General features: G+C 61.3%; 19 protein-coding genes. All 19 read right to left on the bottom strand.

Annotation, left to right across the window (positions count from 1 at the left end; translation table 11 throughout):
- Positions 1 to 185 precede the first annotated feature (185 nt).
- A complete protein-coding gene (locus tag HMPREF2845_RS03675) occupies positions 186 to 1,517 on the bottom strand; it encodes a M16 family metallopeptidase (RefSeq protein ID WP_070633922.1) in 1,332 nt (443 codons plus the stop codon).
- A gap of 199 nt (positions 1,518 to 1,716) precedes the next feature.
- Entirely contained in the window at positions 1,717 to 3,936 is a 2,220-nt protein-coding gene (locus HMPREF2845_RS03670; RefSeq protein WP_070633921.1) for a polyribonucleotide nucleotidyltransferase, read from the bottom strand.
- A 405-nt stretch (positions 3,937 to 4,341) separates the two neighbouring features.
- Positions 4,342 to 4,611: a 30S ribosomal protein S15 gene (gene rpsO, locus HMPREF2845_RS03665; protein ID WP_005507098.1), complete on the bottom strand. Its 270-nt coding sequence runs from the start codon at positions 4,609 to 4,611 to the stop codon at positions 4,342 to 4,344.
- Between the two features lie 302 nt (positions 4,612 to 4,913).
- Positions 4,914 to 6,350 (bottom strand): amino acid permease, encoded by a 1,437-nt coding sequence (locus HMPREF2845_RS03660; protein WP_070633920.1) that lies wholly within the window; start codon positions 6,348 to 6,350, stop codon positions 4,914 to 4,916.
- 252 nt (positions 6,351 to 6,602) lie between these two features.
- On the bottom strand, positions 6,603 to 6,941 hold the full coding sequence (locus tag HMPREF2845_RS03655; RefSeq protein WP_049344379.1) for a hypothetical protein: 339 nt from the start codon (positions 6,939 to 6,941) through the stop codon (positions 6,603 to 6,605).
- Between the two features lie 233 nt (positions 6,942 to 7,174).
- The gene (gene mtnN / locus HMPREF2845_RS03650; RefSeq protein WP_049341700.1) at positions 7,175 to 8,068 is read right to left on the bottom strand and encodes a 5'-methylthioadenosine/S-adenosylhomocysteine nucleosidase; all 894 of its coding nucleotides are present in this window, start codon (positions 8,066 to 8,068) and stop codon (positions 7,175 to 7,177) included.
- Positions 8,068 to 8,526, bottom strand: coding sequence for an S-ribosylhomocysteine lyase (locus HMPREF2845_RS03645; RefSeq protein ID WP_005507094.1), 459 nt, complete (start codon positions 8,524 to 8,526; stop codon positions 8,068 to 8,070). Before HMPREF2845_RS03645 ends, mtnN begins: the two co-directional genes overlap by 1 nt.
- 261 nt (positions 8,527 to 8,787) lie before the next feature.
- Complete coding sequence (locus tag HMPREF2845_RS03640; RefSeq protein WP_070633919.1) at positions 8,788 to 9,804, bottom strand: bifunctional riboflavin kinase/FAD synthetase; 1,017 nt, start codon at positions 9,802 to 9,804, stop codon at positions 8,788 to 8,790.
- A gap of 262 nt (positions 9,805 to 10,066) precedes the next feature.
- On the bottom strand, positions 10,067 to 10,804 hold the full coding sequence (locus tag HMPREF2845_RS03635; RefSeq protein ID WP_049338490.1) for a DUF4345 domain-containing protein: 738 nt from the start codon (positions 10,802 to 10,804) through the stop codon (positions 10,067 to 10,069).
- 221 nt (positions 10,805 to 11,025) lie between these two features.
- Positions 11,026 to 12,123, bottom strand: a complete 1,098-nt coding sequence (gene truB, locus HMPREF2845_RS03630; protein WP_049338489.1) for a tRNA pseudouridine(55) synthase TruB — start codon at positions 12,121 to 12,123, stop codon at positions 11,026 to 11,028.
- The gene (gene rbfA, locus HMPREF2845_RS03625; protein WP_005507090.1) at positions 12,124 to 12,564 is read right to left on the bottom strand and encodes a 30S ribosome-binding factor RbfA; all 441 of its coding nucleotides are present in this window, start codon (positions 12,562 to 12,564) and stop codon (positions 12,124 to 12,126) included.
- A gap of 172 nt (positions 12,565 to 12,736) precedes the next feature.
- The gene (gene infB, locus HMPREF2845_RS03620; protein ID WP_070633918.1) at positions 12,737 to 15,598 is read right to left on the bottom strand and encodes a translation initiation factor IF-2; all 2,862 of its coding nucleotides are present in this window, start codon (positions 15,596 to 15,598) and stop codon (positions 12,737 to 12,739) included.
- Between the two features lie 219 nt (positions 15,599 to 15,817).
- A complete protein-coding gene (locus HMPREF2845_RS03615; RefSeq protein ID WP_049341695.1) occupies positions 15,818 to 16,159 on the bottom strand; it encodes a YlxR family protein in 342 nt (113 codons plus the stop codon).
- A 251-nt stretch (positions 16,160 to 16,410) separates the two neighbouring features.
- Positions 16,411 to 17,508: a transcription termination factor NusA gene (nusA, locus tag HMPREF2845_RS03610; RefSeq protein WP_070633917.1), complete on the bottom strand. Its 1,098-nt coding sequence runs from the start codon at positions 17,506 to 17,508 to the stop codon at positions 16,411 to 16,413.
- 109 nt (positions 17,509 to 17,617) lie between these two features.
- Positions 17,618 to 18,289 carry a ribosome maturation factor RimP gene (rimP, locus tag HMPREF2845_RS03605; protein ID WP_049341694.1) on the bottom strand — a complete coding sequence of 224 codons (672 nt, stop codon included), beginning with the start codon at positions 18,287 to 18,289 and terminating at the stop codon, positions 17,618 to 17,620.
- 99 nt (positions 18,290 to 18,388) lie between these two features.
- Positions 18,389 to 20,221 carry a proline--tRNA ligase gene (locus tag HMPREF2845_RS03600; protein WP_070633916.1) on the bottom strand — a complete coding sequence of 611 codons (1,833 nt, stop codon included), beginning with the start codon at positions 20,219 to 20,221 and terminating at the stop codon, positions 18,389 to 18,391.
- A 112-nt stretch (positions 20,222 to 20,333) separates the two neighbouring features.
- A complete protein-coding gene (locus HMPREF2845_RS03595; protein WP_246824594.1) occupies positions 20,334 to 21,599 on the bottom strand; it encodes a GNAT family N-acetyltransferase in 1,266 nt (421 codons plus the stop codon).
- Between the two features lie 193 nt (positions 21,600 to 21,792).
- Positions 21,793 to 22,935, bottom strand: coding sequence for a flavodoxin-dependent (E)-4-hydroxy-3-methylbut-2-enyl-diphosphate synthase (gene ispG / locus HMPREF2845_RS03590; RefSeq protein WP_044142245.1), 1,143 nt, complete (start codon positions 22,933 to 22,935; stop codon positions 21,793 to 21,795).
- A 139-nt stretch (positions 22,936 to 23,074) separates the two neighbouring features.
- Positions 23,075 to 24,430, bottom strand: coding sequence for a M50 family metallopeptidase (locus HMPREF2845_RS03585; protein WP_070633914.1), 1,356 nt, complete (start codon positions 24,428 to 24,430; stop codon positions 23,075 to 23,077).
- Positions 24,431 to 24,621: the final 191 nt, after the last annotated feature.

Here is a 24,621-nt window from a genome sequence, read left to right as displayed (position 1 = left end):
CGGGTGCTGCCGCTCATGCTGAGCGTCAAGAGCATGAGCGGCAGAGCGCCCGGAAGCACTTCTTGGAGGCATCTCTTTGATAGGTGCCGATACATACAAAATGCCCGTTCCCTCCCCGCTTTGGTGGGGTGTGGGAACGGGCATTCTATGCCTTATCAGCGTTGTGTTTTAGGGATGTTCAGGGGCTAGCGCACGATGGTGGTAATCATCTGCTGCTGCCCCAGGTACGCCGCCAAGTCGCGAACCTCCTCCAGGGAGACCGCGCGAATCTTCTCCAGCAGCTCATCGGTGCTGGTGAACAGTCCAGAGTCCAGCTCGGCGCGACCCAGGCGGGACATGCGCGAACCCGAATCTTCGCTACCGAGCACGGTGGAACCAGCCAGCTGGCCGCGGACCTTCGTCAGCTCTTCCTCGGTAATACCGGCGGTGGCGAGCTTATCGAACTCGTAGCCCATGACCTCACGCACCTGCTCGGTCTTAGCGGGCAGGCAGCCCGCGTACATGCCGAAGTAGCCGGCATCCGAGTACGCACCGGAGAACGCGAACGTGCTGTAGGCCAGGCCACGCTTCTCACGAATCTCCTGGAACAGGCGCGAAGACATGCCCGCACCGAATGCACTGGTCAGCACGCTCATCGCGTAGCGGCGGTCGTCACCGGCGATAATGCTCGGGCAACCCATCACAATGTTGGTCTGTTCGAAGCCCTTCTCCACCTCACGCAGCTCGCTCAGCGGAAGAATGCCGCTGTCGGTGCGTACACGACGCGGTGCCGGCGCCACGCCCTCCTGCAGGTTCCAGCCGTAGCGGGTCAGCGCCTCCAGCACGAGGCGGACCATGGTGCTGTGCTCCAGCGAACCTGCGGCAGAAATAACCAGGCGGTCCGGGGTGTAGTAGCGCTTGTAGTGCTCCCACACGGCGTCACGCGGCACCTCGGTAATCTCCTGCGGGGTACCGCCGATGGGGCGGCCCAGCGGGTTCTCACCCATAAGCTGCTCCACGAAGTTCTCGAAAGCAACGTCGGTCGGGTCGTCCTGGTCCATGGCGATCTCTTCAAGAATCACACCGCGTTCCTGTTCCAGGTGAGCCGGATCCAGCAGGGCGTTGGTGACCATGTCGGTAATGACGTCCACCGCCATGGGCGCGTCATCGTCGAGCACACGCGCGTAGTAGCAGGTGTGCTCCTTAGCGGTCAGGGCGTTGGATTCGCCGCCTACCGCGTCGAAGGATGATGCGATGTCCAGGGCGGTGCGGGTGCCGGTGCCCTTGAACAGCAGGTGCTCCAGGAAGTGGGTGGAGCCGAGCATGCCGGGGGCTTCGTCGCGCGAGCCGACTCCCACCCAGAATCCGATGGATACGCCGCGGGTACCGGGCATTTTTTCGGTAATCACGCGTACGCCACCAGGCAGGATGGAGCGGCGCACCTCGTTACCGCCTACACCCTCGTAGATGAGGCGGCCGTGCTCGTAGTTGAGCTCTTCGGCGATTGCCTCAAGCTCGACGGGCAGGGAAATAGACATAGAGAGAAGAACCTTTCAACAGGTACGTCTGAAGGTAAGCATTCCCGCCCCACTACCTGTAGGCAGTCCCACAGTTGGTGGGCGGGTGAGCATCAAAAGATGCAGGGCAAGCACAGCGAAGGGGCGCCCGGCACACCCGGCGGGGAATGAACCGCACCGGGTGCGCCGAACGCCCCTCATCACTTAGCGGGGGTTACGACTACTCGTCGTCGCCACCCTCAACGACCGGTGCCAGCGAGAGCTTGCCACGGTCATCAATCTTGGTGATCTCCACCTGGACCTTCTGGCCCACGGAGACAACGTCCTCAGCGTCAACAACGCGCTTGCCGCCGTTGAGCTTACGCATCTCGGAGATGTGCAGCAGGCCGTCCTTACCGGGGGTCAGCGAGATGAACGCGCCGAAGTCGGTCACCTTCACCACGGTACCCAGGTAGCGTTCGCCCACCTCGGGAACCTGCGGGTTAGCGATAGCGTTCACTGCCGAACGTGCAGCCTCGGCGGAGGGGCCGTCAGCTGCGCCGATGTACACGGTGCCGTCGTCCTCAATGGAGATGTCTGCGCCGGTGTCTTCCTGGATCTGGTTGATCATCTTACCCTTGGGGCCGATGACCTCACCGATCTTGGCTACCGGGATCTTCACGGAAATAATGCGCGGTGCGAACTCGCTCATCTCATCCGGTGCGTCAATCGCGCTGACGAGCACCTCGAGGATGTGCAGGCGAGCCTCACGTGCCTGGGTCAGTGCGCCAGCGAGCACGGATGCGGGGATACCGTCGAGCTTGGTGTCCAGCTGGATAGCGGTCACGAACTCGGAGGTACCTGCAACCTTGAAGTCCATATCGCCCAGTGCGTCTTCCGCGCCGAGGATGTCGGTCAGGGCTGCGTAGCGGGTCTCGCCGTCAACCTCGTCAGAGACCAGGCCCATTGCGATACCTGCAACGGGTGCGCGCAGCGGCACACCGGCGTTCAGCAGGGACAGGGTCGATGCGCAGACCGAACCCATGGAGGTCGAGCCGTTGGAGCCCAGAGCCTCAGAGACCTGACGGATTGCGTAGGGGAACTCTTCGCGGGAGGGCAGCACCGGGGTGATTGCGCGTTCTGCGAGTGCACCGTGGCCGATTTCGCGGCGCTTGGGCGAACCCACGCGGCCGGTCTCACCGGTGGAGTACGGCGGGAAGTTGTAGTGGTGGATGTAGCGCTTGGACTTGACCGGGTGCAGGGAGTCCAGCTGCTGCTCCATCTTGAGCATGTTCAGGGTGGTGATACCCATGATCTGGGTTTCGCCGCGCTCGAAGAGAGCGGAACCGTGAACGCGGGGCAGGATTTCAACCTCAGCGGTGAGCTGGCGGATGTCGGTCAGGCCGCGGCCGTCGATACGGACCTGCTCGGTGAGGATGCGCTGGCGAACCACGTGCTTGGTCAGGGCAGCGAATGCTACGGAGACCTCGTTGGAGCGCTCTTCGAATTCCTTACCTTCGCCGGTGAGAGCTTCCATGAGCTCTTCCTGCAGCTCAGCTGCCGCTGCTTCGCGTTCCTGCTTGCCAGCGATGGAGTACACCTCTGCCAGGCGGTCTGCTGCGAATGCCTCAACTGCTGCGTCGACGTCCTCACCGTGGCCGCCGAAGAAGGGCAGTTCCAGGGCGGGCTTGCCTGCGCGAGCCACCAGGTCAGCCTGCGCCTTGCACAGTGCTGCGATGAAGGGCTTAGCTGCTTCCAGGCCCTCTGCGACAATCTCTTCGGTGGGGGCAGTCTGGCCGTCTTCCTTGATGAGCTTCCAGGAGTTGTCGGTTGCTTCTGCCTCAACCATCATGATGGCGACGTCTTCGGTACCGTCAGCCTTGGTGACGATACGACCTGCAACAGCCATGTCGAACACAGCGTTTTCCAGCTGGGAGTACTTGGGGAAGCAGACCCACTGGCCGTCGATCAGTGCCATGCGCACGCCACCGATGGGGCCGTTGAACGGCGCACCGGACAGGGAGGTCGATGCGGACGCAGCGTTGATTGCGAAGGTGTTGTAGATTTCGTCCGGCTCGTAGGTCAGGACGGTCACAACGACCTGAACCTCGTTGCGGATGCCCTTGGTGAAGGCGGGGCGCAGCGGGCGGTCAATCAGGCGTGCAGCCAGGATTGCCTCGGTGCTGGGGCGGCCTTCGCGGCGGAAGTACGATGCGGGAATCTTGCCGCCTGCGTACATGCGCTCTTCCACGTCCACGGTCAGCGGGAAGAAGTCGAAGCCCTCACGGGGAGACTTGCCGATTGCGGTTGCGGAGAGCAGGGTGGTCTCGTCATCGATGGTGACGAGGACGGAGCCAGCAGCCTGCTTTGCGAGGCGGCCGGTTTCAAAGCGCACGTGGCGCTTACCGTGAATGCCGTTGTCGATTTCGACTTCAGCAAACTTGATTTCGGGACCTTCCACGGTTCCTTCTTTCTTCTTGGCAGGCCGTACGGCGCACGAGTCGGCCTTCGATAGGAAACCACGGCACCTCTCCCCCGCCTTTTCGTGTGCTTGACGTGTGTCGGCACGGTTGTGGGAGTGGTGTTATTCCGTAATTCGCTACCGAGGACCGCGGCGTGTGTGCCAGTACGGCCTTCTGTTCTTTCTTTCAGGTGGGGCGGCGTCTTCTACCGATTTCTCGCAGTGAATCTAGCGTTGGAATCTAGCGCCGAATCTAGCGAGCGGAAGATGCGCCCCTCAACGCGGCAGTACGGACGCGCTGGCGCTACCCGCCTCCGTGATGGAGGGCTGGTAGTGCTGACAGCACGTCCGCACACACCGCCTAAAGGCGATTAATCACCACAAAAGCGTCAAGACGCTCCTGTTTTATCGGCGCAGACCCAGGCGCTCGATCAGCGAACGGTAACGCTCGATGTCGACGCTCTTCAGGTAGCCGAGCATGTTGCGGCGACGACCAACGAGGATCATCAGGCCACGACGGGAGTGGTGATCGTGCTTGTGGAACTTCAGGTGCTCGGTCAGGTCGGCGATACGACGAGACAGAACTGCAATCTGAACCTCGGGCGAACCGGTGTCGCCCTCGTGGGTTGCGTATTCCTTGATGATTGCCTGCTTGACAGCGGGATCCAGTGCCACTTTTAACTCCTAGAGTTAGTACCGCATACGTCCCGTACGGACGGTTGCCGCCGGGTGGTGGGCTTACGCCCTGTAATACACGTCGTCTACTGCGGACTGCAGACGCGTTCTTCCCATTCTACGCTACCGGGGCGCTTTCGTGGAAGGATGAGCAGAAGCCCGGCAACAGGTAGCTCATCACACTACCGGTCGCCGGGCTTTGCAGTCGGGTTCTCACACCGGGTTCTCACGCCGAGTCCTCGCACCGGGCTCTACGTTTATTCAGTGGCTCTACGTTTATTCGGTGTCTGCGCTTCTACTCCCTATGCTTCTGCTGCTTCAGCGCGAGCGCGCACCACCATGAGGCGGTAGTAGCCCAGCAGGAACAGGCACCAGATTGCGCCCATCACCAGCGCCAGCTGGGTGTCGGCGAAGCAGCCGAAGAGCACCACGATAAAGATCATGAACACCAACGCCAGGTAGCTCAGCCACAGGGGCTGGCGTACCGGCTGCGCCTCGGTATCGGCGCCGCTGCGCTTGAAGGCAATGTGCGCCAGCAGAATCATGACCCATACGAATACGGTCGCGAAGGTTGCCAGGGAGGCGACCACCTCGAACGCGTTCTCGAAGAGCACGTTCACGATCACACCGACCGCCATAACCAGCACCATGATGAGGGTGGTCATCCAGGGCGCACCGTTCTTCGTAACCTTCGCAAAGGAAGCCGGCGCCAGGTTCTGCTTCGCCAGGCCGTACATCATGCGGCCGGCACCGTACACGTCCGCGTTCAGCGCAGAGATGGCGGCGGTAATGATGACCACGTTCAGAATCGAAGCGGCAGCCGGAATGATCGAAGCGGCAGCCGGAATGCCCAGGCCCTCAAAGATTTGCACGAACGGCGAGTTCGCCTTCGTCACCGAGTACCAGGGGTACAGGGACATGATGACCGACAGGGTCAGAATGTAGAAGATAAGGATGCGGAACGGCACCGTGCGAATCGCCTTGGGAATCGAGGTGCGCGGGTCCTTCGCCTCACCGGCGGCAATACCGATGTTCTCGATACCACCGAAGGCAAACATCACCACGGTAAAGCAGGCGAGGAAGCCGGTAAATCCGTTCGCGAAGAAGCCGCCTTCAAGAGCCCAGAGGTTCGTGACGGAGGGCGCCACGGAGTCGTGCGCCTGCACACCCACGAAGAGCAGGGCGATACCGCCAACAATCATGGCGACAATGGCGCTGACCTTCACGAGGGTAAACCAGAATTCGGTTTCGCCGAACGCCTTGACCTTCGCCAGGTTAATGGCGAGCAGAATCAGCAGAACCGAGACGATCCAAATCCAGGAGGGGCTGTTCGGGAACCAGAACTTCATGTACACGGCAAAGGCGGTGACGTCCGCAATGGCGACCAGCGCCATCTCCAGGGCGTAGGTCCAGCCGGTCACAAAACCCGCCCAGCGTCCAAGGTAGCGGGTCGCGTATTCGGAGAACGCTCCGGAGACCGGGTGCGCCAGGGCGAGTTCGCCCATTGCGCGCATCACCATGAACACTGCCGCGCCGCCAATAACGTAGGCAAGCAGCACGGAGGGGCCCGCCAGCTGAATGGCGGATGCCGAACCGTAGAACAGGCCGGTGCCGATGGCGGAGCCGAGGGCGATGAACATGATGTGACGCAGGGAGAGTCCACGCGCTAGCTGCGGGCTCTCGGAGGTAGCCTCAGCTACGCCCTGCTGTACCGGGGATGAGTCCGGGGTGGTATTCATCTTCTTCTTTTCCTTTACCTCGTGGGGTGTACCCGCCGGTGGCGGGGAAACTTATCGGGCGGTGCCGCAGCTCAGCAGGTGGCTGAGAGCGGTACCGGTTGATTCACTCCCCATCGAGTAATGGGGCGTTGCGCGGAAGGTGTTGCCTTCGCGCGTCGCCCCGGCGCATCCCCACCCAACCGGTACGGTGGGAGGGAACGCAAAAGACGGCGGGAAGGCAACGTTGCCTTTCCGCCGTCTTTTCGTCAAAGACTACTTCTGTCGCTTACGTCCAATGACGATAGAGCACAGAGCGGTTGCAGCAGTCACGGTGTAGACTGCAGGCCACGCGCCAAGCTTCTTGGCGAGCGGATGAGCGGCGCCGAACGCGCCGAGGTAGACAGCGGTGAGGAAGGTGGCACGGCCTGCGCCAGCCTTACGCTTCCAATTCTTGTAAGCCACGGCACCGCACAGTGCCAGGATAGCGCCACCGAGCGGGCGGATGCCGGTGCTAGATGCAACCTTGTAGCCACCGAGCAGACCGGTGACGGAGGCGAGAGTCGGGCAGAACTTCACGACGTACTCCTCTGTGAGATCGGACAGTTTCCTCATTCATAGTACTCCACGACACACAGAATGTATATTCACCACGGTTAATATTTCTGCGTTTCTTACGGACCGGGTACATCAAAGTGCCTAATCAGAAAAAGACTGGGGTACAAAAACCAGTACAAAAAGACCGGCATAAAAGGACCGGGGCGCAAAGAGCGGGGCGCAAACCATTCAGGTTCACGCCCCGGCACTTGCCGCATGCGAGCTCACATCGTGCCGCATGCTCTAGAACTTTAGAGAGCCAGCTCCAGCGCCTCCAGCTGCGCCTCGGTCCACAGCTCAGCGGCCAGCTGCAGCGCGTAACGAGCCGAACGAGGAGCCACCACGTCCACGGAGAGGTGGAAGTCCTGGTCAGCCTCCGGGCCGCACAGATCAGACACGCAACGCACTCCGATAAACGGAATCTCGTAGTTGTGGCAGACCTGCGCAATAGCGGTGGTCTCCATATCGGTGCTGATGGCGCCCTCGAACGCCTCGCGGGTGTCCTTCACGTTGTGGGCGGTTACGAAGGAGTTACCCGCCAGCATCTGGCCGCGGCGCACCTCCCACACGCTCTCAGCCTGCTCACGCACCGGCTCAAGTGCGGCGAGCGCATGCTCCAGAGCATCCTGCCACTCGTCCGCCTGGCCGTCGTAGCTTTCGGGCATGCCCGGAACCTGGCCGCGCGCGTAACCGAAGGCGGTCGCGTCGGCGTCAGTGTAGGTGTAGTTCTCGCCAATCAGCACGTCGCCCACGTTAATGCCGCGAGCCAAACCGCCGGCGGTACCTGCGCTAATGACGCCCAGGCAGTTCGAGGAGTAGCTGATCGCCTCGGTGACGGCGCTCGCCGCGTTCACCAGACCGATCTTGGAGCGAACCAGCAGCAGCGGAACCTGGTCCTCACCCACCTGCAGGTAACGCGGATGGAATACCGCCGCCCCCTCGGTGAAGGACGGCTGCAGCTCCTCGGTCACCTTCAGGAAAGGTGCGAGTTCCTCATCCATTGCCACCTGAATAATGATGGCGTTGGACATGCCGTCCATCAGCTCAAACATGCTGTTGAACGCCTCAGCCGGGTCGAAAGCGTTCGGGTCAAAGTCCACCGGGTTGAAGGCGGATGCGAAAGCGTCAGGGATCTGTGCGCTCATTACGCCATCACCTGAGCCCACTCATCGCGTGCCGCGAGGAACTCGCGAGCCGCAGCCTGCGCGCCTTCGAGGGTGTGGTTGGCACCCCAACCGCACTGCACCTCGTTCGCTGCCGGAACCTCGGTCGCGTTGAGGATATCGTTGAGGGTTGCTTCCAGGATGGGGAAGAACTCCTCGGGCTCCAGGCCCAGGGTCAGCGCGTAGAAACCGGTCTGGCAGCCCATCGGGGAGAAGTCAATCAGACGGTCGGTGTGGTTGCGCATGTGCTCGGCGCTCAGGTGCTCGATGGAGTGCACAGTCGGCATTTCCAGGTGCGCGGTGTTCGGCTGAGTGAAGCGGATATCGTACTTGATGAGGGTGTCGCCACCGGGCAGAACCTTGCGGTCCGCGATACGCACGTAGGGTGCCGCCACGGCGCGGTGGTCGAGGTTGAAGGATTCGACGTTCATTTTTTCCATGACTCTATCTTCTCTTAAAACGGGGACGACTAAAACAGGGGTGCCTCACGGGAGGCGCAGAACGTCAAGGCGTGTGGCGCAGGAGGTTTCACCGGAAGGCGCAGGCGGCCAGGCGCGAAGAAGATTCCCGCTTTTGCGCATCCGGTCGGGTACGCAAAAGCCCCGGCGGCAGATCCGAAAATCTACCGCCGGGGCATCACACGTCATCACCGCAGAAAATGCAGGCTGCGGCGCCCTGTGGCTGGGTTACCCGTGGTGGGGTTAGAGCTGGGGATGCTTCACTTCCGCCTGCACCGGGCACTCCGGCGGGCAGTAGTTCTTCGCGTCCTCAGCCAGCACCTCGCGGGTCTGCGCCACGTCATCGTTAATCTGCTCAATCAGCGCCTCAACACCGGTGTACGCCACCATGGGACGCAGACGCTTCACGAACTCAATCAGCACACGCTGACCGTACAGGTTGAAATCCTCCACGCGCTCTTTCGGACGGTCAATCACGTGCGCCTCAACCTGGCGGTGCTCAATACCGTCAAAGGTCGGGTTCGTACCCACCGAAATAGCGGAGGGGTGACGGTTACCGGATTCGTCCACCAGCCAGCCGGCGTACACACCGTCGGCGGGAATCAGGCCGCGCGCCTCAAGCTCAAGGTTCGCGGTCGGGAAGCCCAGCTCGCGGCCACGCGCCAGACCGTGCACAACCTCACCAGCCATCATGTGGTGGCGGCCCAGCAGCTCGGTTGCGGCGGGCATATCGCCCTCCAACAGCAGCTGGCGGATGCGGGTCGAGGAGCAGCGGGTGTTCTCATCCACCATCAGGTCCTCAACGACCACGACCTCGAAGCCGTACTTCTCCCCCAGCTCACGCATGGTGTTCAGGTCGCCGGAGTTGTTCTTGCCAAAGCGCACGTCGTCACCAATGACCACGAAACGCGCGTTCAGCGCATCCACGAAGGTGGTCTTCACGAACTCTTCGGGGGTCTGCGCAGCGAACTCCAGGTTGTAGTTCAGCAGCAGGTAGTCGTTCAGGCCCAGCAGGCACATGAAGTAGCGGCGCGAGCCCTGACCCATGATGTCGTGGTGGGTCACCTCGGGACGGTGCACCTGCATCGGGTGCGGGTCAAAAGAGACCGCGATAGAGCTCAAACCGTGCTCTTCAGCAAGGGAGACCACGCGCGAAATCACGCGGGCATGTCCACGGTGCACGCCGTCAAAATTGCCGATGGTCACGACCGAGGGGCCGTAGCCGGCGGGGACCTCGCTCAAAGCGGTGTAGAGGGTCACGGGCTCTCCTGAAAAAGATAAATGTACCTATCCATCCTAGACCACAGGCGGCAGGATGCAGAATTCAAAACGGGAATCAACAGGGAATGGAACGGCGCCCCTCGCAGGCGGTGCCTTCTCCCCCACTTTTGCGGATGCGGCGGGGTATCTAACACGCAACTGTGCAGCCTCAGCACCTGGAAAATCCATGCGCAGCACCCACCCATAAGAAAGCCCGGGCAGGCACCCCACCGTGCGGCAGGAACCTTCCCGGGCGTTACGACTACTTACGAGCCTGGTTACGAGAAGCCTTCAGCATCTCCTCGCGAATCTTATTGGACTTGTTAATCCAGCCGTACCACACCAGCAGGCACGGAGGAATCACAAGCTCAGTCACCATCAGCACGATCAGCGACCAGTGCGGGGTGCCGAAGAACGCCCACGACAGGATACGACCCACGCCGCCCAAGAAAACCACCAGGCAGGAGAACACGAGCATGTTCACCCACTTGAACTTCAGGGCAATGAACACGAAGGACAGGCCCACACCCACATAGGCTGCCGCGAAGAACACGTAGTTCGACTGCACCGAGGCGTTCGCAAAGTCCTGAGGCGCATCCGGAATGACGCGGACACCGCCCAGAACCTGCCACACACCGTACGCAATCATGAACAGACCGTACAGCGCCACCGCCGCGCGGAACGCCGCACGGTTCTGAGGCTTAGCCGCCTCCTCAAGGCTCTTGGGGCGGGCAAACGCCTCGCGGGTTGCCTTCTTCTCAGCCTTCTTATCGGCCTTCTGCGACGCCTTATCGCCGGACGCCGGTGCGGCTACGCGAACACCCTCGGGTGCCTTCGCCGCAGAAATAGGCTCAGCGTTCTTAGCACCGGCAGCCTTCGCGGCACCGCTCTGAGTAGCAGCCCCGGTTACGGTAGCTTCAGCCTGTGCAGACTCCACTCGGGGTACCGGCGCGGTACGAGGCTCACTCGCCTTCTTAGCAGAGCTCTGGTTCTCGCTCATCTTCTCTCCTTCAGCAGGGCCGGGCGGCACCCGCACGAGTAGTCATGTGTGTTCAGGGGTTGTTTACGTTAGCGTGTTGAATGAATAGGGGGCGCACATTCGGTAGGGCGCATATTCAATAGGCACTGGATCAATCAGGCTTGAGGAATCAGGCTTGAAGGAATCAGGTGTGGGCAGGCGCAAACGCCGAACCCTCTTCGCCCATCATAAGCCCTCAACGCCTAGTTGAAGGAACGATTCGCCTCAAAAACCAGCACCGGAGCGGCCTGCACCTTCCCGCGCTGCTTCTTATTCTCCAGAAGGGCAACCAGGGTACCGTCCGGGGCGAAGCCCGCCACAATACCCTCAACGCTGGCATGCTGCACCGCGCCGGACTCATCCGCGCTCGCGTGCACGGAACGCTTCACCACGGAACCGTCACCGCTGGGGCTAATACGACGACCGTAAGAAATGTCGCTCGCCTCCGCGGCAGAGAGCTCACGCGCACCAAAGATGCGGCGTGCCGCCTCCTCCAGGGGAAGCAGCGGCAAATCTTCCAGCGGTGCCTCCGACTCTTCACGGCGCTGCTTCAACTGCGCCAAATCGGCGGCATCCTCAAGCACCACCGCGCCCACACGGGTACGGCGAAGAGCCGTCAGGTGGCCACCGGTGCCCAGAATCTTGCCCAAATCACGCGCCAGGGCACGAATATAGGTGCCCGAAGAGCACGAAACCGTCACCTTGCAGTCAATCACGGGAACCGAGGTTGCCGCGTGTTCGCCCTCATTCTCGGGGTCCTCAATCACGTACTCGGCAAAACCAGGGTTGATGGAATGTACCGTGAACTCGCTAATCGTCACCGGACGCGCCGCCAACTCAACCTGCTCACCGCTACGCACACGCGCATACGAACGAACACCGTTGATCTTAATAGCGGACACCGCAGAAGGAACCTGCAGAATATCGCCGCTCAGCTGCGCCACAGCCTCCAGGATGCGCGCACGCATCTGCTCAGCGTCCAGACCGGTCAGCGCCTCGACGGCATCAGGATGCGCGGCGGTGTGCTCACCCTCGGCATCCTCAGTCAGCGTCTCAATGCCCAGGCGAATCGTCGCGTCATAGGTTTTATCCTGACCGACCAGGTAGGTCAGCAGCTTCGTTGCCTTATTGATGCCCAAAATCAGCACGCCGGTCGCGGCGGGATCCAGTGTACCGGCGTGACCGACCCGCCGGGTGCCAGCAATACGACGCATCTGAGAGACTGCGTCGTGGCTACTCATCCCGGCGGGCTTATCAATGACCATCAGGCCGGACGGGCCCTGAGGTTGCTTCTTCGCCACTTAGGCGTCCTCACCCTCGGCAGGCTCATCCTTCTTGTAGGGGTCAGCCTCACCAGCGTACTCGGCACCCTCAGCTGCAGCAGCCAGGGCGGCGTCGCGCTCGCGAGTCTCACGCAGAAGCGCCTCAATGTGGAAGGCGTTCTCGGGAACCTCATCAGCGACGAAAGTCAGGGTGGGGGTCAGGCGGGCTGTGATGTTCTTACCCACCTCGGCGCGCAGAATACCCTTAGCGGATTCCAGCGCCTTCTTGGTGTTTGCGGCGTCCTCTTCGGAGCCGAACACGGTGTAGTACAGGGTTGCGTGCTGCAGGTCGTTGGTCACGCGGGCATCGGTAATGGTCACAAAACCGAGGCGGGGGTCCTTAACACGACGCTCCAGCGCCTTCGCCACAATTACCTTGATGCGGTCGGCAAGTCGTGCCGCGCGGGCTGCATCAGCCATGTGTTTCTCCTTGAAATGTTGTGGCGCTTCCGTGGGCACTCGAGGTGCTTTGGAAGCGTTCCAGGTAATGCGGAAGCGCCCGCCCCGCCAGCACCCGCCCCGCAGGCTCCAGTTTTAGAAGCCTGCGGGTGCGGGAACACTAGCGGGTGACGGGCGCATCAGCGTGTGAGTCTTAGACACGCGGCTTTTCGCGCATCTCCCAAGTCTCGATAATGTCGCCTTCCTTGATGTCGTTGAAGGAGCCGAGGCCAATACCACACTCGAAACCTTCGCGAACCTCGGTAGCGTCGTCCTTGAAACGACGCAGCGACTCGATGGTGAGGTTGTCTGCCACCACGGAACCGTCGCGCACCAGGCGTGCCTTGGCGTTGCGCTTGATGATGCCGTTCTTGACGATCGAACCTGCGATGTTGCCCCACTTGGAGGAGCGGAAGACCTCGCGGATCTCTGCGGAGCCGAGCTCCACTTCCTCGTACTCGGGCTTGAGCATACCCTTGACGGCCTGCTCAATTTCCTCAATCGCACGGTAGATGACCGAGTAGAACTTCATCTCGACACCTTCGCGGTCGGCAAGTTCTGCAACGCGCTCTGCCGGGCGGACGTTGAAGCCGATGATGACCGCGTTGTCCACGGTAGCCAGGTTCACGTCGTTCTGGGTAATAGCACCCACACCGCGGTGGATGACGCGCAGCTGAACCTCGTCGCCACCGACGTCGATCTTCATCAGGGACTCTTCCAGCGCTTCGACAGCACCGGAGACGTCACCCTTAATGATCAGGTTCAGGGTGTCCATCTTGCCCTCAGCCACAGCGGCATCGAAGGACTCGAGGGTCACGCGCTTACGACGCTTAGCCAGCTGAGCGTTACGATCAGCAGCCTCACGCTTCTCAGCGATCTGACGAGCGGTACGCTCTTCCTCGGTGGAGAGGAAGGTGTCGCCTGCACGAGGAACGGTGGACAGACCCAGCACCTGAACGGGGCGGGACGGGCCAGCTTCCTTCACAGCCTGACCGTTCTCATCGAACATTGCACGAACGCGACCGTGAGCAACACCGGCAACGATAGCGTCACCGACGCGCAGGGTACCGGACTGAACCAGGACGGTGGAAACCGCACCGCGGCCCTTGTCCAGGTTTGCTTCAATAGCAACGCCGCGCGCTTCCTTGTTCGGGTTAGCGGTCAGTTCGAGCACGTCAGCGGTCAGGGTGACAGCCTCAAGCAGCTCGTCGATGTTGGTGCCGTTGCGAGCGGAGACGTCCACGAACATGGTGTCGCCACCGTACTCTTCGGGGATCAGACCGTACTCGGTGAGCTGACCACGGATCTTGTCCGGGGACGCGCCTTCCTTATCGATCTTGTTCACAGCAACCACGATCGGCACGTTAGCTGCCTGTGCGTGGTTCAGTGCTTCAACGGTCTGGGGCATAACGCCGTCATCAGCTGCGACCACGAGGATTGCCACGTCGGTGACCTTCGCACCACGGGCACGCATAGCGGTGAACGCCTCGTGACCGGGGGTATCGATGAAGGTAATCGCGCGGTCTTCACCCTCAACGGTGGTGTGGACCTGGTATGCACCAATGTGCTGGGTAATGCCGCCGGCTTCACCCTCAATGACGTTGGTGTTACGGATAGCGTCCAGCAGGCGGGTCTTACCGTGGTCAACGTGACCCATGACGGTAACAACCGGGGGACGAACCTCCAGAACGTCCTCGCCCTCAGCTTCTGCTTCGGCTTCGAGGTTGATGTCGAAGGACTCGAGCAGCTCGCGCTCCTCATCCTCCGGGGAAACGATCTTGATGACGTAGCCCAGTTCGGCACCCAGCAGCTCGAAGGTCTCCTCGTCCAGGGACTGAGTCTGGGTAGCCATCTCACCCAGGTGGAAGAGAACCGTAATCAGCGATGCCGGGTTTGCGCCAATCTTCTCAGCGAAGTCCATGATGGACGCGCCACGGCGCAGACGAATCTCGGTCGAGCCGTCGCCGCGAGGAACAACCACGCCACCGGGTGCCGGTGCGTTCAGCTGCTCCTGCTCATGGCGGCGAGCTGCCTTGGACTTGCGGCCCTTACGCTTGGAGCCACCGCGACCGAATGCACCCTGTGCATTACCGCGACCGCCGGGGCCGGGACGACCCGGACCGCGGTTGAAGCCGCCGGAACCGCCGCCGCGACGTGCGCCGCCGCCGTTACCGCCGCCGTTGTTGGAACCGGACGCGCCGCCACCAACGTTGGAAACCTTGGGCATCATCGAGGGGTTCGGGCGTGCGCCGCCGCCACCAGCCGGACGGGGTGCACCGGGACGTGCGCCAGCTGCCGGACGGGGGCCACCGTTACCACCGGGACGTGCGCCACCTGCGGGGCGGGGACCGCCGTTACCGCCGGGGCGTGCGCCACCGTTGCCACCGGGACGACCGTTACGTGCCGGACGGGGACCGCCGGAACGCTGGGAGTCGCCGCCGCCACGCTTCATACCCTGCTGGGATGCGAAGGGGTTGTTACCGGGGCGAGGACCGGGCTTGGGGCCGGGCTTCGGAGCGGCAGGCTTGGGTGCTGCCGGCTTCGGTGCAGCCTCGGGGCGTGCCATGCCCTGCTGGGATGCGAAGGGGTTGTTACCCGGGCGGGGGCCGCCGGGCTTGGGTGCTGCTGCCGGCTTTGCGGCGGGCTTAGCTGCTGCAGGCTTGGGAGCTGCGCTCTCAGCTGCGACAGGCTTAGCTGCAGGCTTAGGTGCCGGCTTAGCGGCAGGCTTTGCCGCTGCGGGCTTGGGGGCTGCCGCAGGCTTAGCGGCGGGCTTTGCTGCTGCGGGCTTGGGTGCCGGCTTAGCGGCAGGCTTAGCTGCCGACTCCGCGGGTGCTGCCTTTGCGGCAGGCTTAGCGGCTGCGGCGGGGAATTCCGCGCGCAGCTTCTTCAGAACCATGGGGTTCAGGGTGGAAGAGGAGCTCTTAACGAACTCGCCCATATCCTTAAGCTTGGCAATAACTTCCTTGGAAGGTACGCCTACTTCTTTAGCAAACTCGTGTACTCGAGGCTGAGCCAAATTTTCTCCATTCCCGGTCCGCACCGGGAATGGTGCGGACACTAATGTTTACGGGGTGCACGCCCGAAGGCGCGCCAATTCGTGAAATTGCCGGTGGGTGAGCACGAAAGGGTACTCATTTCGCGGCACTCATTAGATATCCATCAGTTTTCTGACTCGCTTTCAGATAAGAAGTCGTCAAACTCGTTGACTTACAGAGGGCATATACCCGAAAAGCGTCTATGAGGGGGTCGAGTCCGCAATAACGGCTCGAATCTGCTCACAGCACGCCTGCAGCTGGGCTGCAGGGACCGCTTTTTTGAAGGCGCGCGCCAGACCGTTCTTTTTCTGCAGAGCGGCTACGCACTTTTCGCTCGGATGGATCCAAGCGCCTCGTCCGGGCATAGTTCCCGCCGTATCGGGCTGATAGGGCGGGGTGTCCGCCTGCTCGGTAGCAGACGTGACGGGTGTGCGGGCGATGCGCAGCAGGTTGCGCTGTTCATCGCGGGCACGGCATCCGATGCAGGTGCGGACCGGTCCTTCAAACGCTTCGGAGGTTGCGGTGAGGTCGTGATTGCTCATGGTCCTCTCCCCTCTCTAGCGCGTGTAGAACCGCGTTCGCCGTACATTCGTGATGCTCCATCCGGTGTATGCGAGGGCGCGTTAAAGCGCCCGGTTACACACCGGCACATCTTAATAGTGTATCCCGTTTTTAAGAATCATGGGCAAAACTGTGACGCAGGCGCAAGAACACCGGGCACGTTACTGCCCGATCTCTTGCGCCTGCATCAAAAGGATATGCCGCGGGATACGCCCCTCACCGGGGCTAATGCTTATTCAGCGTCCTGTGCGGACTCTTCTGTTGCTTCTTCAATTGCCTTCTCAGCGGAAGCTTCTTCAGCCAGACTACGAGCCACGCGAGCTGCAACCTCTTCCTCGGCACGAACCTGAGCGTACTTGGACTCGGAGAGAATATCGATACGCCAGCCGGTCAGCTTCGCAGCCAGACGTGCATTCTGACCCTCACGGCCGATAGCCAGGGACAGCTGGTCATCCGGAACCACGGCACGAGCGGAGTACTCACGCGGGTTTGCGATAATGACCTCGGTGACCTTCGCCGGGGACAGCGCCGCAGCGATGAAGGTTGCCGGATCGGTCGAGTAGTCGACAATGTCAATCTTCTCGTCGTTCAGCTCGGCAGCAACCGCACGCACGCGGGCACCCATATCGCCGATGCACGCACCCTTAGCGTTAATGGTCGGGTTCTTCGCGGACACAGCAATCTTGGAGCGGTGACCAGCTTCACGTGCGATGGAGTTAATGGAAACCAGGCCCTCAGAGATTTCGGGAACCTCGTGCTCGAACAGGCGCAGAACCAGGTTCGGGTGCGAACGAGAAACCACAATCGAGGGACCCTTCGGGCCGCGGCGAGCCTCAACCAGGTAGGCGCGCAGGCGGGAACCGTGCGGGTACTTCTCGCCCGGAACCTGCTCGTTGCTGGGCAGAACAGCTTCAATGGTGCCCAGGTCAACCTGAACCATACGCGGGTTGTTGCCCTGCTGAATCACGCCGGACACCAGGGTGCCCTCACGGTCCTTGAACTCACCCAGAACGGATGCGTCCTCAGCGTCACGCAGACGCTGCGAGAGCACCTGACGGACGGTTGCGGCAGCGATACGGCCAAAGTTGTTCGGGGTATCGTCGAACTCGTCAATCTTCTGGTTATCCTCATCAAGCTCAGGAGCCAGAATGACGAACTCGCCGGTGGTGTGGTCGATGACGGCACGAGAGCCCTTAATAGCGCCGGGCTGCTTCATGTACGCGAGCAGCAGGGCGTTCTCAACCAGGGTGAAGAGCTCCTCCATGACGAGAGAGCGCTGCTTCGCCAATGCGCGCAGTGCGCCCAGGTCAATAGTTTTAATATCCTCCACGCTTTTCAGCCTTTCCCAGTTAGCACGGCGCCGGGACGCTCAACGCGCCCCGGCTCCCGAACGGTATATACCTGACACGGAACACCCCGTGCCTGAAGCTTTAATAACTCTATTCTACCGGCTCAGCGGGCGAATTGAAGTCAATCTCGACGTGAGCAGAAGCAATATTTTCCCACGGAAGCAAAGACGGCTCGTGGTAGGACTCCTTCTGGCCCTTCTTCGTGTTCTTCTTACGAGCCAGCACCGGACCCTCATCCTGCACCTCGTGCAGACGCGCCAGGTACTCGGTGCCGTCGGGTGCGGTGACCGCAATCAGGCGGGTACGGGCACGCTCCCAGTGGCGGCGCTCGGTCAAGGCGCGGGTAGCACCCGGCGAGGACACCTCCAGCTCGTAGGGGAAGAACTCGTCGTTTTCATCCGCACGGTCCAGGGCACTCGAAATCGCACCGGAAATCTCCGCGAGGGAATCCAGCGACAGCGAATCGGTACGCTCAGCGGTGTAGTCCACCGTAATCTTCACGGTGCGGTTCGCCGCCGGGCCCGAAATCTTCAGACCCTCCAGCACCAGCGAGAACTCGGAGATAACCGGGGCAATCGCCTCGGCGACCTCTTCCTCACGGATCGCGCGGGTACCCACGCGCACCGGTGCCTCCACCACGGGCTCACTCTCAACGCGAGTGCGGGGAGTGTTCACACCATTCGCCACGCGGGATGCGGCACGGCGAGCGCGCGCATTCGGGGCGCTCTTCTTAGAGCCAGAACGCTTCGGCTTGTATGCCATAGTTCTCTTCTTTCATTCTTCCGCCGCTACCCTGCCCCACCTCTTGGGAGGTAGGGCAGGTGGCGACGGTTTTACGTTTTTGCGGGCTAGTGGCGTGCTTTAGGCACCGCGCACCTCAGCGATAACCTCAGCCACCGCGTTCTCGACGGACACCTCGCGAGCTTCACCGCTGCGGCGGTCCTTCAGCTCCAGCACGCCGTCCTTGAAGCCGCGACCAATCACCAGGATGGTGGGCACGCCCAGCAGCTCGGCGTCGCCGAACTTCACGCCGGGGCTGGTCTTCGGGCGGTCGTCCAGCATGACCTGCAGGCCAGCGGATTCCAGGGATGCGCTGAGCTCTTCAGCGTACTCGTGGGATGCTGCATCCTTGCCGGTGATGACGATGTGCACGTCTGCCGGTGCCAGGTTACGCGGCCAGATCAGGCCCTTCTCGTCGTGGTTGCCCTCGGCGATAGCGGCCAGTGCGCGGGTCACGCCCACACCGTAGGAGCCCATGGTCACGGTCTGCAGCTTGCCGTTCTGGTCCAGAACCTTCAGACCCAGTGCCTCAGCGTACTTGCGGCCCAGGGCGAAGATGTGGCCCATCTCGATACCGCGGGCTGCGACCAGCTCGCCGGAGCCGTCCGGTGCCGGGTCGCCTTCGCGTACCTCGCACGCCTCAATGACGCCGTCGGCGGTGAAGTCGCGGCCGAAGACCAGGTTCGCCACGTGCTTGCCCTCTTCGTTTGCGCCGGTCACCCAGCGGGTACCGCGCACCACGCGGGGGTCAACGAAGAAGGGAATGCCGGTTGCGGAAGCTACCGCATCCTCGTCCTCGGTGTGCGCACCGAACAGGGGCGCGTCCAGGCTCAGGCCGGGGCCAATGTAGCCTTTGACCAGCTGCGGGTATGCCTTCAGGTCCTCTTCGCTGGCTGCCTCAACCTCAACCTCGCCGCCGATGCCCAGCAGGGCGCCGATGTTGACCTCAACGCGGCCCAGGTCCACGGCACGGTCGCCGGGAACGCCCACGGCGAAGACCTTGCGCTCGCCGGAGGGGGTGATGACGGTGCCCAGGAAGCACTTGAGGGTCTGCGAAGCTTCCAGGGTGCCGCCGGTAACCTCGGAGTGCAGTTCGTTTATGCGCTCCACCAGGGTCTCAATGGTGGCGGAGTCGGGGGTGTCCACGACGATTGCCGCCGGGGTGTCCTCGGTGATTTCGATTTCCTCGGGAACCACGGTGGTGACGGCCTCAACGTTTGCCGCGTAGCCGCCCGCGGAACGCACGAAGGTGTCCTCACCGATGGGGGTCGGGTGCAGGAACTCTTCACTGCGGGAGCCACCCATCGCGCCGGACTGCGCGGTCACAATGACAATCTCCAGTCCCAGGCGCTCGAAGATGCGCTGGTAGGCGGCACGGTGAGCCATGTACGCCTCGTTCAGGCCCTCATCGTCAATGTTGAAGGAGTAGGAGTCCTTCATGACGAACTCGCGGCCGCGCAGCAGGCCCGCGCGGGGGCGTGCCTCATCGCGGTACTTGGTCTGAATCTGGTACAGGTAAACCGGAAGGTCCTTGTAGGAAGAGTACAGGTCCTTCACCAGCAGGGTGAACATTTCCTCGTGGGTGGGTGCCAGCAGCATGTCTGCACCCTTGCGGTCCTTGAGGCGGAAGAGGTTATCGCCGTACTCGTCCCAGCGGTTGGTTGCCTCGTAGGGTTCGCGGGGCAGCAGTGCGGGGAAGTGAACTTCCTGCGCGCCGATGGCGTCCATCTCTTCGCGGATGATGTTCTCGACCTTGCGCAGTACCTTCAGGCCCAGGGGCAGCCAGGTGTACACGCCGGGGGCTGCGCGGCGGATATAACCGGCGCGGACCAGCAGCTTGTGGCTGGCGACCTCAGCGTCTACGGGGTCCTCGCGCAGAGTGCGCACGAAGAGATTGGAAAGGCGAAGTACCACGATTCTCCTTGAAAGGTCGATAGGTTTAGGTAGGGTGCCCGAGGCTCACCGGGTGAGCCGCGAAAAAGGCACAGTTGTCTTTAATTTTATAGCGTTTTAGGGTTCGGCGTGTTTAGCGCTCAAAAATGATGGTCGAGAACTGCCCAATCTGCTCCCAACCGGTCCCCCGGTACATGGCAAGAGCGCGGGCGTTGTAGTCGTTCACGTACAGGCTCAAGTGCGGGTAGCGGCGTTGCAGAACCTGCGCAGCGGCGGCAAAGAACGGCTTAGCCAGACCGTAGCCGCGGTAATCCGGGTGCAGCCACACGCCCTGCACCTGCGCGGCATCCAGGTTCGCGATGCCCGCATCCGCCTTGAAGATAACCCGCCCATTCACATCGGTGACAATGGCGCAGCGCTGACCGGCGATGAGCGTGCGCAGGCGCGCCGCGTAGCCCTCCCCGTAGCGGGCAATCGGGTCAAAGCCGACCTCCTCGGTGAACATGGCGGCTGCGGCTGGCAGAAGCTCCCCCAGGTCCGCGGAGGTGGCGAGGCGCGCATACCCGGCAGCCTCACTACTGAGTTGAGAAGCGCCGGCGGGACTCTGCCCCGGCGTGAGGGGCCTGGGTTTGATGGGCACGGGTTTGAGAGGCGCGGGCAGGTGCGCCGGCAGCTCAGGAAGCTCCACGGCGTAGAAGCGGGCGAGGTCCTTCTCCGGCGGCAGATACAGTAGCGGCTGATTGGGACGCTCCGACAGAACCCGTGCACGGTGATCGCAACCGTCACCCAGGCTCGGCTGCAGCATCTGCAGTAGCGGGCTCTTAGCGCCGCGAGTCTGCTCGCACAGCTCCTGCATGCGCGTCCACAGGGGCATCACGAAGGTGCTCTCACCAAACATGGAATCCAGGCGAGAACCCACCTGCAGTAGCAGCTGAGCCAGCGCGTCACGATGCGCGAGCGCCGTAGCATCCAGGGTGGGAGTGTCCAGGGAGGGAGCATCCAGCGCTTCAGCGCCATAAGAATCCGCATCGTGTTCAGCGTGTTCAACTGCGGCGCCGCACAGCCGCACCGGCACCACATTCGAACCCAACAGCAGCACACAGCACAACTGCCCGTCACGCTCACAACCCACAAAACCCTGATAGTAGTGCAGCGGAATACGCGGGGACCTCACCGGAAGAGGGCACGCCAAATAATGCTCAATGGAGTACAGATTCGGGACCGGGTCACTGAACAGGACCTCCTCCAGCTCATCGCACCACCGAGCATCCAGAGCAAAAACGTGTTCCTTCACGCGATCAGGCATAGGGGAAGAATCCATCGACGAAACAGCAGCAGACGAAACAGCAGCACGCCGGGCACGATTAGCCTTACGGCGGCGAGAAAAAAGAGTGAACATGACCTGTTGAGTGATAGAGAATGAGCGACAAAAAATAAGTGAAAACACGGGGGTACGCACCCCCGAAAAAGCAGCCGGATCAGGCGACCACAATCAGCGGCGACAAGCACAAAGCCTGCCACCACCATAACCGGACATAACCGGAAAAGCGCGGAGGCGCCCTCACCAGGGCGCCTCCGCGCACAAAAGCTAACTAGCTCACCGAAACAGCCGGGGAACCCTCGGGAACATACTCACCCGAGGCCTCCATCTCAGCAGCAATACGGGTCGCCTCTTCAATCAGAGTCTCAACGATCTGATCCTCAGGCACAGTCTTAATGACCTCGCCCTTCACGAAAATCTGGCCCTTACCGTTACCGGACGCCACACCCAGGTCAGCCTCACGAGCCTCACCCGGACCGTTCACCACGCAACCCATCACGGCAACACGCAGCGGAACCTTCATGTGCTCCAGGCCCTTAGTCACGTTCTCAGCAAGCTCCCACACGTTCACCTGCGCACGACCACACGACGGGCAAGAAACAATATCCAGCTTGCGGGGGCGAAGGTTCAGCGACTCCAGGATCTTGGTGCCCACCTTCACCTCCTCAACCGGAGGAGCAGACAGCGACACGCGAATAGTATCGCCAATACCCTGAGACAGCAGAGTACCGAACGCCACCGAGCTCTTAATAGTGCCCTGGAACGCCGGACCAGCCTCAGTCACACCCAGGTGCAGGGGCCAGTCACCGCGCTCAGCCAGCTGACGGTACGCCTCCACCATCACCACAGGGTCATTATGCTTCACAGAAATCTTGAAATCACGGAAACCGTGCTCCTCAAAGAGCGAAGCCTCCCACACAGCAGACTCAACCAGAGCCTCCGGAGTAGCCTTACCGTACTTCTCCAACAGACGCTTATCCAGCGAACCAGCATTCACACCAATACGCAGAGAAACGCCGTGGTCCGAAGCCATCTGAGCGATTTCCTTCACCTGGTCGTCGAACTTACGGATATTACCCGGGTTCACACGCACAGCACCGCAACCAGCCTGAATAGCCGCATACACGTACTTCGGCTGGAAGTGAATATCAGCAATCACCGGAATACGGGACTGCTTCGCAATAATGGGCAGAGCCTCCGCATCCTTATCAGTCGGGCACGCCACACGCACAATATCGCAACCGGCAGCGGTCAACTCAGCAATCTGCTGCAGAGTCGCACCAATGTCGTGGGTCTTAGTGGTCGTCATCGACTGCACCGAAATCGGAGATTCAGAACCAACACCGACAGAACCCACCTTAAACTGGCGAGTCTTACGACGCGGGGACAGAACCGCGGGAGCGGGCTTCGGCATACCAAGGCTGACCGACAAGGTTTTCCTCCATACATGGGTTATGAAGGACGTACGACGCATCCTTCGTTCAACTTTTTATTGTGCCACTGACGCGAAAGAAAGCACTAATACGGGTACCCTTACCGCGTGCAACAACACACTAAAACAGGGTGATGGGCTTAACAATATCCGCCACAATCAGAATGACAGACATCACAATGAACGCGCCAGCCACCACATACGTCAACGGCAACAACTTCACCGGATCAAACGGACCCGGATCCTTACGCCCAGTCAAACGCGCAAAGAAACGACGCACACCCTCCCAGAGGGCACCCAACACGTGGCCACCATCCAGAGGCAGAAGCGGAATCAGATTAAACGCAAAAAGCATCAAATTCATATTCGCCACCAGCGAGACCAACATCGCAGCCTTCGCCTTCACATCAATACGGTCAGTAGCCGTCACCTCACCAGCAATACGACTCACACCAACCACAGACACCGGCGACTCAACACTACGCTCACCACCAGTCACCAAAGTCACCGTCAACTCCCACACACGCTGCGGCAACGACAACATCGACGAACCCACGCGCGAGAGCGTATCGCCCACCATCGCAGGCACCTCAGTAATAGAACCCGGCACCAACTCACTCGACGGCGAAACACCCACAAAACCGCCACGAGTCGTCGCAATCGAACCATCAGCGGCACGCGCATACTGGCCCTTACCGTCAGAAACCGGGCGGATCATCTCAACCGGAGTCACCGACAAATCCAGACGCTGACCATTACGCTCCACCGTCAGGGTGCTCGGGTGAGAACCCGCCGCACGAATCGCCGAAGACACAGCCTCCCACGAACCCGTCGACGCACCATTCACAGCAACCACGCGGTCACCCACCTGCACACCAGCAGCCTTCGCAGGCGACGGAGTGGACTTATCCGTACACTCGCCATAGCTAATCGAATCATGAGTGACATTCACGCTCGGCACGCACTCAGACACCGCCGACACCTTATTCGTCACCTGAGCCGTACCAAAACCACAAATCAGCACAGCAGTACACACCACACCAATCAGCAGGTTCATCGTCGGGCCGCCCAGCATAATCACCATGCGCTTGAGCACCGGCAACTTATAGAACAGGCGGTCCTCATCACCGGGCTTCAGACGCTCAGCATCCGCCGCACGCGCCTCCTCAGCCATGGACGCAAACGGGCTGGTACTGCCCGAATGGCCCTCCTCATGGTGCTCCTTCACCTCAGCAGGGCTCGGCGGGTACATACCAATCATCGAAATGTAACCACCCAACGGGATCGCCTTGAAACCGTACTCAGTCTCGCCGCGGCGGAAAGAGAACACGGTCTTACCGAAGCCAATCATGTACTGCGGAACGCGCACATTGAACAGCTTCGCGGGCACCAGATGCCCCACCTCGTGCAGGGCAATCGAGACGGCAATAGCGATTGCCATGAGGATAATGCCCACAGCGTACAGCAGGATTTCCACGCTTTTTCTCGTTTCGGTTCGGGGATACGAAGCTTCTAGGATACTCGCTTAGCCTGTGAAGGCGCCCTCCCCCGCTTTCTGGAGGGGCTGGTTTGGGTGGGTACGCTATACCCTTCCTCCGCTCCTGCAGGGGAACCCACCCTCTCGGGCGCTCCGTTCTCTCCTTGCTTCGCTGCGGAGAGCACCCGAGA

Source organism: Rothia sp. HMSC065B04, from assembly GCF_001812285.1.
Lineage (GTDB): Bacteria > Actinomycetota > Actinomycetes > Actinomycetales > Micrococcaceae > Rothia > Rothia mucilaginosa.
The sequence above is the reverse complement of the archived record's forward strand: the minus strand, read 5'-3'. Positions and strand labels throughout refer to the sequence as shown.